This is a genomic window from Pantoea sp. JZ29 (genome assembly GCF_035190385.1).
Taxonomy (GTDB): Bacteria; Pseudomonadota; Gammaproteobacteria; order Enterobacterales; family Enterobacteriaceae; genus Pantoea; species Pantoea stewartii.
Genome location: NZ_CP045241.1, coordinates 2,233,996 through 2,250,572 on the forward strand (window position 1 = coordinate 2,233,996; position 16,577 = coordinate 2,250,572).

Consider the following 16,577-nt stretch of genomic DNA (forward strand, 5'->3'; position numbering starts at 1 on the left):
TCCTGAGGTTATTGCTTTTTGTATTTGGCGGGCTCAACACCGGGTTCCTGATGCAGCCTGCGGCACGCGCTTCCGTCCTCGCGGAACAGGTGACAACGCTCGGGCGGCAAGCCAATACCCATCGTGGTGCCCTCTTTTACCAACACCACGTCCTCCTGGCGGTACACCAGGTTTTGACGGATGGCGGGGATTTGGATGTGGATCTGCGTTTCATGTCCCAGTTGCTCGACAACCTGGACTTCACCTTCCAGCGTAACGTCGGCGATCTCGCTGGAGAGAAGGTGTTCGGGACGGATGCCCAGAGACATGTTGCTGCCGACCTGCACACCGGTGCTGTCGACCGGCAGCCATACAAATTGGTTATTGGGCAGGCGCACCTGCACCTGCTCAATGGCGGTCGCCGTGACCTTGACGGGCAGAAAGTTCATTTTGGGCGAGCCGATAAACCCTGCGACAAAGCGGTTGGCCGGATAGTGATACAGCTCCAGCGGTCGGCCAACCTGTGCGACGCGTCCGGCGTCCAGCACGACGATCTTATCGGCCAGCGTCATCGCTTCGATTTGATCGTGGGTGACATAAATCATCGTGCGTCCGAGGCGCTTATGCAGACGGGCGATCTCGATGCGCATCTGCACCCGCAGCGCGGCATCCAGATTAGAGAGCGGTTCATCCAGCAAAAAGACGCGCGGCTCTGCCACCAGAGTGCGGCCAATGGCCACACGTTGACGTTGCCCGCCGGAGAGCGCTTTGGGGCGGCGGTCAAGCAGATGTACCAGTTGCAGCACTTCGGCGACCTGCGTCACGCGCTGTTCAATGTCTGCTTTCTTCACGCCCGCAAGCTTCAGGCCGAAAGACATGTTTTCAGCGACAGAGAGATGGGGATAAAGCGCATAGGACTGAAACACCATCCCGATCCCGCGTTCAGCGGGTGGGACATCATTCATTCGCCGATCGCCGATCAACAATTCTCCACTGGTGATGGTTTCCAGCCCGGCGATCATGCGTAACAGTGTGGATTTGCCGCACCCCGACGGCCCGACAAAGACCACGAACTCCCCTTCAGCCATCTCCAGGTTAATGTTCTTCGACACCACCGTGTCGCCCCAGGCTTTGGTGACATTGCGTAATACGACGCTTGCCATAGTGCTTTCCTCTCACTCACGAATGCGGCCTGCACGGCAGCGGAAAATTCTGGCGTTTACTATGCGCAGAGCCTTACCCCGTCACATCCTCCGCAAACGCGCTTTTGCTGGGGGAGGAGCCGGGAGGAGGAGAACATGGCGACCTTGACGGACTGCGTGCCATCGCGCCGTTTTTTGTGATGGATAACGCAGTCTGGTGGGGGCCATTGTGTGAGCTGTACCGTGATAACGCGCTTATTTTGCTACGGCGATCACGGCCCGGCTGGCGCAGGCGTAGACCGCAGGAGGATGAGAAGCCCGACAGAACACCCACAATGTGGCGCAGGCAACAGATGTGTTTCCGCTAACAGGATGGAGTGTTAAAGATGAAAACCGGCGCAAAGATTTTGGCTCTGTCAGCCCTTGCGGCTGTGCTGTTCTCGGCCTCAGCCATGGCAAAAATTGAAGAAGGCAAACTGGTCATCTGGATCAACGGTGACAAAGGCTATAACGGCCTGGCCGAGGTGGGGAAAAAGTTTGAGCAGGAAACCGGTATCCACGTCACCGTCGAACATCCGGATAAGATGGAAGAAAAATTCCCCCAGGTTGCCGCAACGGGTGATGGCCCGGATATTATTTTCTGGGCGCACGATCGCTTTGGCGGCTATGCCCAGTCGGGTTTATTAGCCGAAGTCACGCCGGACGCGACCTTTCAGCAAACGATCTTCCCCTTCACCTGGGATGCGGTTCGCTACAATGGCAAATTGATCGGCTATCCGGTCTCGGTGGAATCACTGTCGCTGATTTATAACAAAGATCTGTTGCCAACGCCGCCGAAAACATGGGAAGAGATGGCCGCGCTGGATAAGCAACTGCGCGCAAAAGGCAAAAGCGCCATCATGTTTAATCTGCAGGAACCCTATTTCACCTGGCCTCTGCTGGCCGCCGGTGGCGCTTATGCCTATCAAGGAAACGCGGGCCATTACGATGTCAACAACACGGGCGTCGACAGTGCCGGGGCGAAAGCCGGTTTGCAGTTTCTGGTCGATCAGGTCAAGGCAAAGGTCCTGAATGCGGATACCGACTATTCCATTGCTGAAGCCGCCTTTAATAAAGGCCAGACGGCCATGACGATTAACGGCCCCTGGGCCTGGAGCAATATTGATAAAAGCGGTATTCACTACGGCGTTGCGGCATTGCCAACGTTAAACGGTAAACCGTCTAAACCTTTCGTTGGCGTGCTGAGCGCCGGCATCAATGCGGCCAGCCCTAATAAAGAGCTGGCAAAAGAATTTCTGGAAAACTACCTGCTGACGGATGCGGGTCTGGAAACCGTCAACAAAGACAAACCCCTGGGCGCGGTGGCGCTGAAGTCTTTCCAGCAAAAACTGGAAAAAGACACCCGTATCGCCGCCACCATGAACAATGCGCAAAACGGCGAGATTATGCCCAATATTCCGCAGATGGCGGCCTTCTGGTACGCCATGCGCACCGCCACGCTTAACGCCCTCAGCGGTCGGCAAACCGTCGATGCCGCGCTAAAGGATGCGCAGTCACGTCTGAATAAATAAACCTTATAAAGCGGGCCGGTAAAACGGGTCCGCCTCTTGCCGTTGAGGAAATCGGGTCATGTCAGAAAAACCGCAAGCGGGACGGCATCGTTCGTTGTTGAAAGGTCTGGTGGTGGGCATGTGCTGCCTGCTGGTCGGCTACCTGTTAGTGCTGATGTACGCCCAGGGGGAATACCTGTTCGCCCTGCTCACGCTGGTGATCAGCGGACTGGGGATCGGGATTTACAGCCAGCGCCGGGCTTACGCCTGGCGCTATGTTTATCCGGGCCTGGCCGGAATGACACTGTTTGTGTTGTTTCCCCTGGCCTGCACGGTGGGCATTGCTTTCACCAACTACAGCAGCACCCATCAGCTGAGTCAGGAACGGGCGGAGCAGGTCTTACTCAGCCGACACTATCAGGACGGCGCAGGTCTGAATTTTTCGCTGTTTGCGGTAAACGATCGCTGGCAGTTGGTCCTGACGAACAGCGCAGATAATCAGTCCTGGGTTTCCGCGCCCTTTTCCTTTGCGGCGGTCGGAAACCTGAAGATGGTCAGTGGGCCGATTCCAGACGGAACGCGCGCGTCGCTCCGTGTCATTACGACGCATCGTCAGGCCCTGGGGAAGATCCGCGCTGAAATGCCGGATGGGCGTGAACTGGTGATGAGTTCGCTGCGTCAGTTTTCCGGCACACGTCCGCTGTATCAGGTGGTGGATGGTGACACGCTGAAAAATCAGCAAAGCGGCCTTCGCTATCGGGCAAACCCCGAAACGGGCTTCTACCAGGCGATCACTGCGCAGGGGCAATGGGGAAATGAACAGTTAAGTCCCGGCTTCACCGTAAGCGCGGGCTGGAAAAACTTTGTGCGGGTGTTTACCGATGAGGGGATTCAAAAGCCCTTCCTGGCGATTTTCGGCTGGACGATGATCTTTTCCTTACTGACGGTGGTGTTGACGGTCGCTGTCGGCATGGTGCTGGCCTGTCTGGTGCAATGGGAGGCGCTGAAAGGCAAAGCGATTTATCGCGTCCTGCTGATTCTGCCGTATGCCGTGCCCGCGTTTATCTCCATCCTGATTTTCAAAGGGCTGTTTAATCAGAGCTTCGGCGAAATCAATGTGCTGCTCAGTACGCTGTTTGGGATCAAACCGGCATGGTTTAGCGATCCGACGCTGGCCCGCACGATGCTGATCATTGTGAATACCTGGCTGGGTTACCCCTACATGATGATCCTGTGCATGGGACTGCTGAAAGCGATCCCAGAGGATTTGTATGAAGCCTCTGCGATGGACGGTGCGGGCCCGCTGCAAAATTTCTTTTTAATTACGGTGCCGCTGCTGCTGAAGCCGTTAACGCCGCTGATGATTGCCAGTTTTGCCTTTAACTTTAATAACTTTGTACTGGTTCAGTTGCTGACCAATGGCGCACCTGACCGACTCGGCACGACCACACCGGCCGGTTACACCGACCTGCTGGTGAACTACACATGGCGCATCGCGTTTGAAGGCGGCGGCGGGCAGGATTTTGGTCTGGCGGCCGCGATTGCGACGCTGATTTTCCTGTTGGTTGGCGCTCTGGCGGTGCTGAATCTGAAAGCTGTCCGAATGAAATTTGATTAAGGAGACGTTATGGCTATGGTGCAACCCAAATCGCAACGGTTGCGTCTGCTTCTGACGCATCTGCTGCTGCTGACGTTTATCGCGGCAATCGTCTTTCCGCTGCTGATGGTCGTGGCCATCTCGCTGCGCGCCGGTAACTTTGCCACCGGCAGCCTGATCCCCGATCAGATCTCGTGGGAGCACTGGCGGCTGGCGCTGGGGTTCAGCGTCCAGCACGCCGACGGTTCCGTTACGCCGCCGCCCTTTCCGGTGCTGTTGTGGCTCTGGAACTCCGTGAAAATTGCCGCGATCAGCGCACTGGGCATTGTGGCGCTGTCGACCACCTGCGCCTATGCCTTTGCTCGTATGCGCTTTAAAGGCCGCGCCAGCATGTTGAAAGGCATGCTGATTTTTCAGATGTTCCCGGCGGTACTGTCCCTGGTGGCGCTCTATGCCCTGTTTGATCGCATTGGACAATACGTACCGTTTATCGGCCTGAATACTCACGGCGGTGTGATTTTCGCCTATCTGGGCGGTATTGCGCTGCATGTCTGGACGATTAAGGGCTATTTCGAAACGATTGACCGATCGCTGGAGGAGGCCGCTGCCCTTGACGGTGCCACGCCGTGGCAGGCATTTCGTCTGGTGCTGCTGCCGCTGTCCGTGCCCATTTTAGCCGTCGTGTTTATTCTGGCTTTTATTGCCGCCGTGACGGAAGTGCCGGTAGCGTCTTTACTGCTGCGCGACGTGAACAGCTATACCCTGGCCGTCGGGATGCAGCAGTACCTCAATCCGCAAAATTATCTGTGGGGGGATTTTGCTGCCGCTGCCGTGCTCTCTGCCATTCCGATTACCCTGGTGTTTTTGCTGGCGCAACGCTGGCTGGTTAATGGCCTGACCGCCGGTGGCGTTAAAGGCTGACAGCTTCATCATTTGCCACTGCTGTGCTCGTGTTGGCGGCCACTGGCCGCCTTTTTTAATTGTCGTCTGTCAGATCGTCATAAACGGCACGCAGTCGCATACGCAGATACAGCACGGCTTTGTGCTTGCGCGACAACAGAGTCTGAACGCTTACGCCGGTGGCGTGAGACAGTGCTTTGTAACTTATGCCCTGCAGTTCTGTTTTATCGAACACCTCGAACTGCGCTGGCGGCAGTTCAGACAGTGCCGCTTCCAGGGCTTCCCAAAGCAGCCCCCGGAGATAATCGTCTTCGGGCGTTTGCGGCGTGCCAAACAGGGTTTCCGCCAGTTCGACGTCTACCGCCTCCTCCTCATCATCATCCTGCTCATAAGGAAAAAGCGGCAGTTCTCGTTTCTTACGCGCCCGGTCGGTCATTTCATTACGCGCCGCCCGAAACAACCACGCCGAGATATTCTCTACAGGTTGTTCTACCCCGATCAGCTGACAGGTCACTTCCTGCAAAATATCCTCAGCCTCATCGCGAACGGCGATGCGACCCCGGATAAAAGCGTGGAGTTTTGTTTTGCAGCGTTCAAGCGCTTTTACCAGTGATGCGGTTTGCAATGCGCTGGCCTTCATCGTCATTACTCTGTCCGGGTGTCAGAATGAGTGTCCGCAGACGGTGGCTGCTCTTCCCGGCATCTGTCCCGACGGTGGTGAGCACGATGGCCGAACCCTTCACGCCGTTGCTTCATAAATTCATCCCGTTCTTCCGGTGTCATCTGCATCCAGCGCTCATGCATGCGCCGCCGCGCCTTGCCAAACATCCCCGGTCTGATGCCCAGGCCGCCAAACAGAATCCGGCACAGCAACAGCAGTCCGGCGGCCTGCCAGAAACCAATTGTTTTAACGCCTGTAATGGCAGGCAGTATGGCATTCCATAGTGTCATGACCAGCAGACACAGCACGACAATTAACACGCCCCCGACAATGAACGCCTTTGGCAGGCGGTGCCTGCCAATGCCGCGAGAAGGGTGAAACGGGTGATTATCGACATTTCTCATAGTTGTATGACCTCAGCAGTGATTAACATGATGAGGTAGACGAATGAGCCCGCAAAATATTGCTGGCTCGTTAAAAAAAATTTGTTGAGTGTGAAAGGTGGCGGTCAGTTCTGGCATAAAACCGCGCTGCCGATCAGCACAGGCCGACCGGCAACGGGCAAGAGGTTAAAACCACGGGACAGAAAATCCCGCTCATGGTGACAACGTCACATCATGATTTACTTACTTGGTCAGGCGTCACTTTTTCGACCGCCCTGCCTTCAAGCACCGCCTTCACAACGGTAAAAACGTCGGTGTTATCAATATAGTCGCCCTGGTTGTAGCCTACATGCTTAGCATAGCCCGCATCGATGCCACGCACGCGCTCCGCAAAGGCATCGGCCCCAACGCCTTTTGCCCACAGCGGCACAAGCGCGTTGGAATGGTTGCCGGTTGGACGGAATGAGATGCCGGGCATCATGCCTTTCCCTTTATTAATGACGGCCTGGAAAGGGATGTTCTGCGCATCGGGTCCCATTGGCATGCCGTTGTCGTGATCGGTCGTCACGATCAATAGCGTCTCGTTCCAGTTACTGTTTTTCTCTACCCATTCAATCACGGAGGCCACAGCGTTGTTGAAGTCTGCACTTTCTTCAATCAGGCGACCATATTCCACGCCGACGCAGTTAGGGTTGTAGGAATTCCCCCAGTCGCCTTTTTCGCTACAGGCATTGCTGGTATGCGCGGACCAGTCAGTCGCACCGCCTTCGACCATCATAAAAAAGCCGTCGGGGTTTTTACTCAGGTGCTGAATGGCTCCCCGGGTCATCGTATTCAGGGTCGGTACCGTGGCAATAAACGCATCCCCGGACGGATTCGCCGCATCTTTACCAACAATGGCGGCCTGACGGCCCTGCTGCAACGTGCCGTTGGGGGCAACGTTCGGCGATCCCAGTAACGGGCCGCTATGAACCAGCGCGCCACTGGCGAGGCGGGCAAACGCCTCAGTACTGCGCACCACTTTCCACGGCTGACCACCCGCAGGGGCCAGCTTGCCAGCATTGAGCAATGTCCAGTCAGCTTCAGACAGGTAACGGTGCGCATCTTCTCCGCACCCCACGGTGGTTTCGTTTGAAGCCAGATGCTGACAGTCGGTGCCGTTGGCGTTAAAGCCCGGCAAACCGGTTCCCATAATCAGATCCAGTTTCCCTGACGTCAGCATTTGTTTCGCAATCGCGTGATAATCGTTACGCGACGCGTTTTGTGCGCCAAAGGCGGCGGGCGTGGCGTGAGAGAATGGCACGCTGGTGACGACGCCTGTCGCTTTGCCCATGGCTTTCGCCGTTAGTGTGACAAAATCAACCGGTTGTCCGTTGTTATCGACGTTGATGGCATTGTTATAGGTTTTAATTCCTGACGCCAGCGCTGTGCCGGCGGCGGCGCTGTCCGTTGGATTCACCGCCAGATAGTCGTAACCCCTGAACGGCAGATCCTTATTATCTGTTCGGGTTGTATCCCAGGCTTTCTGCGGATCGTAATTAACCAGAGAGGCATTATTGTGCGTGGCTTTTTTTGAGGCATTCAGGGGATAGGTTGTCATGGCATATTTTGCCGGAAACGCGGCATACGGCGTACTTTCACGGCTGCCATACTGCCAGTAGGCTGTTGCATCCCAGGTGCCCCAGCCTGCCCCGTCATTAATCATGATAATCACATTTTTGGCTTTCACTTCTGCCGCCAGCACGGCGGAGCTGGCGGTCATACCGCCCATTGCCAGCATAAGCAGACTGAGTTTACCCAGAGAAAACGCGGCAGCGGTACGGTAAAGACGTGGTTTGCGTGACATAAAACTCTCCCTATCATTGCGGCAAGCCCCTGACAGACAAGCCAGGTTTCAACCCATGTCAAACAATGTCTGTTTGTAACATTGATGGCTGCGCAGTATTACGGCGACGTGTGACAGTTTTATGAAGAAAATCCCCCTCTGTTTCCCCCCTGTCTGACCATCGCTTGCGGCGTAACGGATAAAAAGCTTTTATATCAATGCATTGAGGCATCACTTTAAAAAACCTGCTGCAGAAAGCGTGCTGTGTAAAGCTCTGTAAGTGAGCACACGGATGACCCAACGTTAATGCCAGGGCGTGCCGACTTTGTTTGTTAATTTGACGTTGGGATTTTGTGTCTTAATTTCACAACCTGTAAGCAGACACAAAAATCCTGCCAAATTTCAGCTCAAGTGTGGCGGAAGCTTTCATAAGCCTCTGATTAGCAAGAAAAGCCAAATTCATTTACTTGAAAAGGTATTTGATAACTTCTGCCGACAGTATTTAACACGGCAATAAAACGTAAGCACATAGCAAACCCGTAACGATCACTGTCGCGTCGTTTGCCCGTGATAGCGATACATTCCGATATTCAGGAGCATTAAAATGAAAGCACTTGTTCAGGATCTTTTGTCTATCTTCTCTCCTCAGACAGTCAGCCCTGTGTTTATCCGTAGCGGCTTATCTCAGGAAGAAAAAAATGCCATCACCCCGATGGGCGTAACGACGGTGACCTGGGCGACCTCAATGCAGGAAGTGACTGATGCGCTGCTGCGCAAAGCCACCGAGGCCGGTGCTGTGGGTTACCACATTACCCAGGTTGATTCTCACAAACCCGGTAATGACCAGCAGCATATTCTGGAAGCGACCGCGACCCTGTATGCGCTGGATGAGAAGGCATTGCAGAGAGCACACTAGTGACATCTCCATCTTCGCAACGCGTTTTTAGCCCTTCCGAACCCTGCTGATTATCCGGATGATAACAGCAGGGTTTTTTGATCCTTTTCCTGCTGCCAACGCCGGCATAGTCTGCATTTTTAAACATTTCTCCGGTGTCTCATCGTGCGGTGTAAATCAGAAACTTAACTGTATGATGTAACTAATATCAGTTAAGGGATAAATTGTTTTGCCGCCTGTCGCCCCTGTTTTGCATTCAGCCACTATAGTTTTTCAACGTATTGATTCTCAGACATGAGGTTTTTATGAGCACGCTGTTTTCCACTTTTTCACTCGGTGAATTAACGCTCGATAACAGAATTGTTATTGCGCCAATGTGTCAGTATTCCGCTGAAGAGGGTTGCGCAACCGCCTGGCATCGTATCCATCTGGGGCAGCTCGCCTTTTCAGGGGCTGGACTGTTAATCATTGAAGCGACCGCGGTAGAAGATATTGGTCGTATCACCTACGGCGACCTGGGGTTATGGAATGATGAAACCGAAGCCGCACTGGCGGCGGTATTAGCGGACATCCGTCGCTATTCCGATATGCCGATTGGTATTCAGTTGGGTCATGCCGGGCGCAAAGCATCCTGCGACGTGCCGTGGGAAGGCGGCGAACACATCTCGCCTCAGAACGGTGGCTGGCAAACCGTGGCCCCTTCCGCCCTGCCGTTCAGTGAAGGCGATCATCCGCCCAGGGCAATGGACGCCAGCGCGCTGGCGCGTGTCAAAGAGGCGTTTGTCGCTACGGCAAAGCGGGCCGTTCGTCTTGGCCTTGAACTCATTGAGGTGCATGCCGCGCACGGCTATCTGCTGCACCAGTTTCTGTCGCCGCTTTCCAATGCCCGCAATGATGAATACGGCGGCTCACTGGAGAACCGAATGCGTTTTCCGCTTGAGGTCTTTAAAGCAGTACGTGAGGCCGTCCCGGCCGCCATTCCGGTGGGCGTGCGTATTTCTGCCAGCGACTGGGTTGAGGGCGGCTGGGATGTAAGCCAGTCCATTGCCTTTTCGCAACAGCTGGAAGCGCTGAACTGCGCCTATATCCACGTTTCCAGCGGGGGCCTGTCAGAACAGCAGCAGATCAGCGTCGGCCCGAACTATCAGGTCCCTTTCGCGCGGGATATTCGTCAGCAAATCGGTATCCCGGTGATTGCGGTAGGCTTAATTACCGAGCCGCAGCAAGCCGAAGATATTTTGCAGCAGGGGGAAGCGGATCTGGTCGCGCTGGCGCGCGGTATGCTTTATAACCCACGCTGGCCATGGCACGCCGCTGCCGCATTCGATGCAACGGTGAAAGCGCCGCCGCAGTATCTGCGTTCTGAACCTCACGGCGCAAAAGGAACACTGACGCCGGACGAGTAAACCGTTATGGCCGCACGGCGTGCGGCCTTACTGATAGTGTTGAAGACAACGCTGTAGCGCCAGATGCGGGCCGGTCAGGGGCTGACGTGTTGATGCGAAATGCGCCGCCGCCGGTGCCATTGACGTCTGCGCCAGCACAACCTGCTCCGCGCCCTGCTGCCAGGCCGCTTCAACCGCTTCTGTTACACAGGCAAGATAGCCGGTCTGATCCCCCGCTTTAAACTTCTGCCAGGCCCCCGGAATCAGAACGACCTCTGCCCACCCGTTGACACCGTGAAACAGTGCCCGCGTGGCGCCCAGCGTGGATTCAGCCGCACAAAGCACGACCGTTTGCCTGGGATTTTCGCGGACCGCCTCTGCCAGCATGCTGTCTGTGCGCCAGACCACGCACGGCGAAGATGCGTTTGTAAAGCTTTCAGCCACCGGTCCGAGCGTGGAACAGGTCATCAGAATGGCGTCAAAATGGGGTTGCAGACTCGCCAGCAACGCGCCGATCCGTGCATGAAGTTCAGGCGTCAGTCCGCCACTGGCTTCGGCCTCCGCCAGCAGGTGCGGCATCACCAGATGACTCAGTTGCAGATCTCCCGACGGCAACTGGCTCGCTGCATCGTCAAAGATGCAAATATTGCTGGCCGCAGTATGTAAACAGGCAATGGCGATCATGTGTGGGCTCGGCGTAAAAACAGGTTTTCATCATGCCATGGGCGACGCCAGATTCAAACGTCTCCTCTGTAAGAGAGAGCCGCACGCCAACCCACCAGCCCGTGTGGTAGCGCCTGCTTATTACTTATGCCGTCAGGCCTGCCATGCGGCATGCTGGATAACGATCCGATAGCCGTCCCTGTCCTGAAAGGTTGCGCCGTTTTTTGCCCAGTACGGGTTAAAAGACGTCACTTCAGTAAACCCGGCACGCGTCATTGCCTGACAACGTTGCTGCCAGCACGCCGCGTCCGGCAGATACAGCACCAGCAGATCGTCAACCGTTGTCGCGGGCTGGACAGGATGGTGCTGACAAGACGTAAACTCCAGATGCCAGGGCAAGGTCTTATCGCCCAGCATAATGCCGCTGAATCCGTCATGGTCCCTGAATTCCCCCAGTTTATGCAATCCAAGGCCAGTGCAGTACAGGTCTGCGCTCGCGGTCAGGTCACTGACCGGGCGCGCAATGCGCAGTTGTTGTATCACCATTGCTTCTCCTGATTCTGTAAAAAGGCTATTAATAGTGAGCGTGGATAACGACATAACAGTGAGGTTTATAATGTTTCTGCAGTCAGCACGTTTGTTGCTCAGAGCTATGCGCCCTTCCGACGACAAGGATCTGTTCCGTATTTATGGCGATCCTGCGACCAACACGTTTAACCCGGCGGGCCCGTATCCGAGCCTGGCGTTCGCGCAGCAGAAGCTGGCCGAGAGGCTGGCCGCTTTTGAACGGTACGGGTTTGAAAGCTGGGCGATATCGACGCGAGATGCGCCCGATACGCTGATTGGCTTTGGTGGGTTGAGCGTACGTAAGTTTGCCGGTGAGTTGACCAATAATCTCGGCTATCGCTTTGACACCCAGGCATGGGGTAAAGGTTATGCTACTGAGCTGTCACGTTTTGCCCTGGATTACGGCTTCAACGAGCTGGGGCTGGCGTCCGTGACCGCCTCGGTACGACGTCATCATCAGGCGTCAATTCACGTGCTGGAGAAAAGCGGGTTGCGCTACATCAAAGAGATTTATGACGTCGAAAATGCCCCGCCAAGCCTGTGTTATGCGATCACGCGTGAGCAGTGGCAGGCCTCAGCGGAACGTAAATATTAGCAGGGTGAGCTGCTAATTAACCTGTGCGCAGACGAATGAGAACGCACCAGGATGTGTACTTATCGTAACGGTGATCGCCAGAGGATTTGTCAAGACGACTTGCTGAAAGGCGCCCCGCGATGATTGTCGATTCACACGCAGAACCCGTGTAAATGGGATTCTGCATGAGGGTGCATTTGCTGGTTTCTACGTTTTTACTGGACGGGCCGCCTGAGGTGGTGTCCCTGACACAGTAACAGTCGAAGGCATTTACCACTGTCACCGGTATTGCTTTCAGACCACATTTCCGTCCAGGCATGGCGCTGCATCACACAGCCCCCCCCGGGCGCGCTGGTTGGAGCGCAGAATGCTATCGCGCACCGGTACGGTGCCGCTCTCAATGCAGGCTGTCCACTGCTGAGTAGTCAGCACGGCCGCAAAGTTTGACTGCAGCACTACACAGCATACCCGATGAATCTCTTCTGCACTCACGCGCCCTGCCTGATTTTGGTAAGGAACTGAACCTGAAGCATCACTGAGGTATTCCACAGCAATGCCGTTATGCCACGCATGATTAATGGTAGAAAGATTGCAGTTGTGAGTCATATAGCCCACTACCGTCAGCGTGTTAATGGCGTGATCGGCTAACCAGTGCGCCAGTCCCGTTCCGGTAAAAGCGCTGGCCCGATTTTTACTCAAAAGAAGCGCTCGGGGACGTGAAGCGACAACGGGATGCAACTGCCAGCCATCGCTGTTAATCGCAAAAAGCGGTGATTCTGCGGGCGCAGTATGCTGTACCACGATTACCGGTATGTTTGCCGCACTCGCCCTGTCCATGGCAATCGCGATGTTTTCCAGTGAATGTTGCGGATGTGGATATTCAATCGGCAACGCGCCGCTGAAATATTCATTCTGTACATCAATGACAATAAGCGCGCGTTGAGGTAAAGCGGAAACGGTCATAGCCAAATTCCTCAGATTAGTGGCTCTACAGAGCGTAAAGCCGTAGACACCATCTTCACCCGACGATAATCTCAGCAACAGCGTCCCGAAAGACAACGCACGAAAGTATTGGGCCATCGTTATGGAGAATGATCATGTCGTGCAAAAATATCGCTGTACTGGCTTTTCATGACATCAGTCCTTTTCATCTTTCAGTGCCCTGTCTGGTTTTTGAAAACCGTACCGAACATGGCCTGCCCGCTTTTAACCTGCGGGTTTGCGCAGCCGAGACCGCCAGCGGTGATTTAATCCGTACCTGTGCGGGTTTTATGCTGAAAAGTGAGTTGACGCTCGAAGATGCAACAGACGCGGATGTCTTAATTGTTCCCTCCTGGCGTAGCCCACAGGAGCGTCCGTCGGACGCTATGCTGCATGCGATACGAATGGCACGACAGCGCGGTGCTACGGTCGTGGGGTTGTGCCTGGGTGCGTTTGTATTAGCAGAGGCTGGCGTACTGGATGGACACAAAGCGACTACACACTGGAGCGCAGCACCGTATTTCGCGCAGCATTTTCCCAAAATCAAGCTGATGCAAGATGTGTTGTATCAGGATGCGGATGACGGCAGGCTGGTTACCTCTGCCGGGACGGCCGCCGGTCTTGATTGCTGCCTGCACCTGGTTCGTCGCTGGCACGGCGCCGATATCGCCAATAAGATTGCACGCCGGTTGGTCACGGCCCCGCATCGCCAGGGAGGACAGGCCCAGTACATTGAACAGCCTCTCCATAGCCAGCCGGGAGGCGATCGTCTGTCAGACCTGCTGAACTGGATGGTGGCCAATCTTGCAGAGCAGCACTCTCTGGATTCACTGGCGCAGCGGGTTGCAATGAGCCGACGTAATTTCACCCGCCGTTTTCGCGACCTGACAGGTATGACGGTCAGTCAGTGGTTACAGGGACAAAGGCTGGCCTATGCGCAACGCTTACTCGAAAGCACGCCCCATTCTGTAGAATATGTGGCGCAGTTATCAGGCTTCGGCAGCGCCGTATCACTACGCCAATATTTTAATAAAGCGTTTAATACCTCACCCTCCGCATGGCGGGCACTGTTTGCTCATCGAGGGTAAACGATATTTATCCTTCACTTTTGCTGAGGCGGCACTGTGAGACAGCCTCGTCGGCTCTCTTATCTGTCGCTAATGTCCGGCGGGCATGGCACATCCCTGCGCCACGGGCATCCGTGATAATCAGCCAAGCACATCCTGCACGCAGGCTTTAAACACTTTCACCCCAAGCGCCAGCGCGTCACGGTCAAAATGCATCTCCGGATGATGCAGACCGGGCGTCAGGTTAGCCCCCAGTCCCCAGAAGCCGCCTTTGATCTGTGGACGAAGACGCAGATAGTGAAAGAAGTCTTCACTGCCGGGTGTCGACTTCGGCGCAGTGAGGCCGGTTTCGCCAAATACGCTGCGAATACCACGTGCGATCACGTCTGTGGCCTCGTCATGGATAATGGCGGCGGGCATCTCTTTCAGAATGCGGATCTCTGCGCGTGCGCCATAGGCGGCGGCGCTGCTCTCAATCGCGCGTACCACCTGCGGTTTAAGGGTAGCCATTGCTTCGTTCTCTGCCGCACGCAGATCCCAGCACACCTGCGCTTTATCAGGGATCGAGTTAGTCACGCCCGCATCACAGAGAAACCGTGTCGCTTTTGCGCTCCATGTCAGCGACGGAGCAAGATGAATGCCGTTCACCGCCTGCACCGCGTGCGCAGCGGCATCCAGTGCATTGACGCCCAAATGTGGCCGCGCGGCGTGCGCCGCTTTGCCGTGGAACATCACTTCCACGGTAGCGGACGCTGAGTAGTACATCGCCGGCACGGCCTGGCCCATCGGGCACTCCTCCAACGGGCGCAGGTGGAAGCCGAGCAACATGTCGACATCATCAAGCACGCCGCCTTCGGTCACGGCAATCGCCCCGGTGCCCAGCTCTTCCGCAGGCTGGAAGATGAATTTTAACCTACCCTTTTTCACCAATCCTTCAGCCATCACCTCCTGGGCGGTGGTCAGTACGACGGTGGAGTGGCCATCGTGCCCACAGGTGTGACGCGCCACATGTTGGCCGTCAATGATATGCCCCAGCGCATCCATATCGGCGCGCAGCGCTAATGTCGGGCCAGGCTTACCGCTGTCCAGAACGGCGACAATACCGGTGGTGTTATTTACCTGGCGAGTGACCCGGTAGCCCGCCGCCTCCAGTACGCCCGCGATATAGGCGGAGGTTTTAAACTCTTCGAACCCCAGTTCCGGGATTTGGTGCAGGTAATTAAAGTGCTCAAGTGTACGCGACACGTCTTACTCCTTAGTGCTCAGGCAATAACGCGCATAATCAGCATGGCGATTACGGCATTGAGAATGCTGACCGCCATCAGTAACGGCCAGTACTTCTTCGGCACATCGGCCACGCCCAGCAGGCGCCCCATGTACTGGAGTTGCGAGCCCATCAAAAAGATGGCGGGCGCGAGAATGGTAATCTGGGCCATATCAAGCTGGCCTTTACTCAGCAGGCTGACGGCAACGCCGGTGCCCGCAGAGGAAGAGAGCCAGGCGGTTAACAGTACGGTGATCGCCTCGCCCGGCAGGCCAAAAAGCCCCATCAGCGGTGCGCAAATGTGCCCAATAATCTGCATCACGCCCAGCAAATTGAGCATTTCGGCGATGACATAGGCCATTAATACATTTGGCATCAGATTATTAATGGCGATATTAAAGCCTTTGCGCGCACCAATAACGAAAATATCAAACGGATTACCGGAGACTTTTGCCTGATTATTCATTGTCGAAATCTCGCTTATAAACAGTATTTAATGCCAGGCGAACCACGGAGGCACCGACGAATTTAAGGACAAACATTAAAATCAGCGGAATAATAATGGGGAGCGTTAATGAAGCGAACATCGCCGAGCCGATAGAGAAATAGTTATTAATCAACCCGGCACCCGAGTATTGCCACGAGCCCATAATCACCACATCTTTACGGGTGATTTTTTTGCTGTCATAGAGCTCTTTGGTTAATGCCGCGCCAGCATCGGTGCTTTGCAGATCGGTAATCAACGCAAGACCGGTATAACCCGGAATCCCGAGCAGTGGTTTTAACAGCGGAGTAAGTAATTTATGTGCCGCGCGGATCGCGCCGTAATGAGTGAAGATTTCCAGCAGGCCGAGTGCCAGCATTACCGTGGGCACCAGCGAGAGTGCAAAGAGAAAGCCGGCTTTGGCGCTCAGGCCGCCGCTGCCGATAAAGGTATTGGTTTCCGGCGTTTTCATGGTGCCGAACGCGCCACCTAACGTGGTAAAATCGAATGCACCCAGCCAGGCCATACCGTCAACTTTAAAAAAGAAGCCGGAAAAGACCAGCAGCACAATGATCAGTGAAATCCACGCGCCCGGCCCCACTTTCCACTCCTCTGTCGCTTCTTTATCTGGCTGCTTCAGTGTTTTTGATTCGCTCATAT

17 protein-coding genes are annotated in these 16,577 nt (G+C 55.2%); 7 read left to right on the forward strand and 10 right to left on the reverse strand.

Annotation, left to right across the window (positions count from 1 at the left end):
• Window positions 1-8: 8 nt before the first annotated feature.
• Window positions 9-1,142: a maltose/maltodextrin ABC transporter ATP-binding protein MalK gene (malK, locus tag GC090_RS10365; RefSeq protein WP_205950178.1), complete on the reverse strand. Its 1,134-nt coding sequence runs from the start codon at window positions 1,140-1,142 to the stop codon at window positions 9-11.
• A gap of 365 nt (window positions 1,143-1,507) precedes the next feature.
• Here malK and malE point away from each other — a divergent pair, with 365 nt between their 5' ends.
• The 3 genes from malE to malG are packed head-to-tail and all read left to right on the forward strand — an operon-like array spanning window position 1,508 to window position 5,189.
• Window positions 1,508-2,692 carry a maltose/maltodextrin ABC transporter substrate-binding protein MalE gene (malE, locus tag GC090_RS10370; RefSeq protein ID WP_172912504.1) on the forward strand — a complete coding sequence of 395 codons (1,185 nt, stop codon included), beginning with the start codon at window positions 1,508-1,510 and terminating at the stop codon, window positions 2,690-2,692.
• Window positions 2,693-2,750: 58 nt separating this feature from the next.
• Complete coding sequence (gene malF, locus GC090_RS10375; RefSeq protein WP_324019676.1) at window positions 2,751-4,289, forward strand: maltose ABC transporter permease MalF; 1,539 nt, start codon at window positions 2,751-2,753, stop codon at window positions 4,287-4,289.
• Between the two features lie 9 nt (window positions 4,290-4,298).
• Window positions 4,299-5,189, forward strand: a complete 891-nt coding sequence (gene malG, locus GC090_RS10380; RefSeq protein ID WP_283786692.1) for a maltose ABC transporter permease MalG — start codon at window positions 4,299-4,301, stop codon at window positions 5,187-5,189.
• Window positions 5,190-5,244: 55 nt separating this feature from the next.
• Here the strand turns inward: malG and GC090_RS10385 are convergent, their stop codons facing one another.
• The 3 genes from GC090_RS10385 to GC090_RS10395 all read right to left on the reverse strand — a co-directional run bounded on the left by GC090_RS10385 (window position 5,245) and on the right by GC090_RS10395 (window position 8,058).
• On the reverse strand, window positions 5,245-5,808 hold the full coding sequence (locus GC090_RS10385; RefSeq protein ID WP_205955424.1) for an RNA polymerase sigma factor: 564 nt from the start codon (window positions 5,806-5,808) through the stop codon (window positions 5,245-5,247).
• A gap of 5 nt (window positions 5,809-5,813) precedes the next feature.
• Complete coding sequence (locus tag GC090_RS10390) at window positions 5,814-6,233, reverse strand: hypothetical protein (RefSeq protein WP_324019677.1); 420 nt, start codon at window positions 6,231-6,233, stop codon at window positions 5,814-5,816.
• Between the two features lie 211 nt (window positions 6,234-6,444).
• Entirely contained in the window at window positions 6,445-8,058 is a 1,614-nt protein-coding gene (locus GC090_RS10395; RefSeq protein ID WP_205950175.1) for an alkaline phosphatase, read from the reverse strand.
• A 583-nt stretch (window positions 8,059-8,641) separates the two neighbouring features.
• On the opposite strand from GC090_RS10395, the gene GC090_RS10400 reads away from it, so the two are divergent.
• Together GC090_RS10400 and GC090_RS10405 are read left to right on the forward strand one after the other, a co-directional pair.
• Window positions 8,642-8,953 (forward strand): YdgH/BhsA/McbA family protein, encoded by a 312-nt coding sequence (locus GC090_RS10400; protein WP_033741649.1) that lies wholly within the window; start codon window positions 8,642-8,644, stop codon window positions 8,951-8,953.
• Between the two features lie 284 nt (window positions 8,954-9,237).
• Complete coding sequence (locus GC090_RS10405; RefSeq protein ID WP_324019678.1) at window positions 9,238-10,338, forward strand: NADH:flavin oxidoreductase/NADH oxidase; 1,101 nt, start codon at window positions 9,238-9,240, stop codon at window positions 10,336-10,338.
• Window positions 10,339-10,365: 27 nt separating this feature from the next.
• Here the strand turns inward: GC090_RS10405 and GC090_RS10410 are convergent, their stop codons facing one another.
• Entirely contained in the window at window positions 10,366-11,001 is a 636-nt protein-coding gene (locus GC090_RS10410) for an aspartate/glutamate racemase family protein (RefSeq protein ID WP_262959071.1), read from the reverse strand.
• Between the two features lie 132 nt (window positions 11,002-11,133).
• Window positions 11,134-11,526 carry a VOC family protein gene (locus GC090_RS10415; protein ID WP_110267504.1) on the reverse strand — a complete coding sequence of 131 codons (393 nt, stop codon included), beginning with the start codon at window positions 11,524-11,526 and terminating at the stop codon, window positions 11,134-11,136.
• 70 nt (window positions 11,527-11,596) lie between these two features.
• On the opposite strand from GC090_RS10415, the gene GC090_RS10420 reads away from it, so the two are divergent.
• Window positions 11,597-12,142: a GNAT family N-acetyltransferase gene (locus tag GC090_RS10420; RefSeq protein WP_324019679.1), complete on the forward strand. Its 546-nt coding sequence runs from the start codon at window positions 11,597-11,599 to the stop codon at window positions 12,140-12,142.
• 273 nt (window positions 12,143-12,415) lie between these two features.
• Here the strand turns inward: GC090_RS10420 and GC090_RS10425 are convergent, their stop codons facing one another.
• Entirely contained in the window at window positions 12,416-13,084 is a 669-nt protein-coding gene (locus GC090_RS10425; protein ID WP_324019680.1) for a cysteine hydrolase family protein, read from the reverse strand.
• A gap of 134 nt (window positions 13,085-13,218) precedes the next feature.
• Between GC090_RS10425 and GC090_RS10430 the strand changes: the two genes are divergently transcribed.
• A complete protein-coding gene (locus GC090_RS10430; RefSeq protein ID WP_324019681.1) occupies window positions 13,219-14,190 on the forward strand; it encodes a GlxA family transcriptional regulator in 972 nt (323 codons plus the stop codon).
• A 120-nt stretch (window positions 14,191-14,310) separates the two neighbouring features.
• Here the strand turns inward: GC090_RS10430 and GC090_RS10435 are convergent, their stop codons facing one another.
• From GC090_RS10435 to GC090_RS10445, 3 genes are read right to left on the reverse strand one after another with little or no spacing between them, the layout of a single operon-like run.
• Window positions 14,311-15,414: a M20 peptidase aminoacylase family protein gene (locus GC090_RS10435; RefSeq protein ID WP_324019682.1), complete on the reverse strand. Its 1,104-nt coding sequence runs from the start codon at window positions 15,412-15,414 to the stop codon at window positions 14,311-14,313.
• Window positions 15,415-15,431: 17 nt separating this feature from the next.
• A complete protein-coding gene (locus tag GC090_RS10440) occupies window positions 15,432-15,899 on the reverse strand; it encodes a YjiG family protein (protein ID WP_033741638.1) in 468 nt (155 codons plus the stop codon).
• On the reverse strand, window positions 15,892-16,575 hold the full coding sequence (locus GC090_RS10445; protein ID WP_324019683.1) for a nucleoside recognition domain-containing protein: 684 nt from the start codon (window positions 16,573-16,575) through the stop codon (window positions 15,892-15,894). Before GC090_RS10445 ends, GC090_RS10440 begins: the two co-directional genes overlap by 8 nt.
• Window positions 16,576-16,577: the final 2 nt, after the last annotated feature.